The 377-nt window shown below is 45.4% G+C and carries 1 protein-coding gene; it reads right to left on the bottom strand.

Annotated elements, in window-relative coordinates:
• Nucleotides 1-201: hypothetical protein (locus tag JIN85_RS21550; protein WP_234047556.1), on the bottom strand; the 201-nt coding region annotated here is incomplete at its 3' end.
• Nucleotides 202-377 lie beyond the last annotated feature (176 nt).

Raw genomic sequence — 377 nt, 5'->3', positions numbered from 1 at the left:
TTCTCCTGCTTGTTTAGGTGGTGCTTTCGGAAATATCTTAGTTGGATCGCTTGCATCAATCTTAGATTCCATCTCTGGAGACAAAGGCTTAAATCCATGCTTCATAAGGCAAAATGCCTGCAACGCTGCAAAAGCAACGAAAAGATATCCATTATACGGCCGACCCGTCACGAACGACATGACGCTCAAGGCGGCAAACATAATAAGACCAAGCAAAAAGAGCCACCACTTCCTGTTGAGGCAAAATTTGGTATAGCTCTTACACGCGTTCGGCGAAGTCTTCCTCAGGAGGACACCAACTAGGAGTCCGACCGGAACACAGATCCCAATCGTTATTAGTAGTTGCTTAAATTCGGGATTCATTTTGAGGAGAACGT

The sequence above is a fragment of the Luteolibacter pohnpeiensis genome (assembly GCF_016595435.1).
GTDB lineage: Bacteria > Verrucomicrobiota > Verrucomicrobiia > Verrucomicrobiales > Akkermansiaceae > Luteolibacter > Luteolibacter pohnpeiensis.
This window is presented reverse-complemented; position numbering and strand designations above follow the sequence as displayed.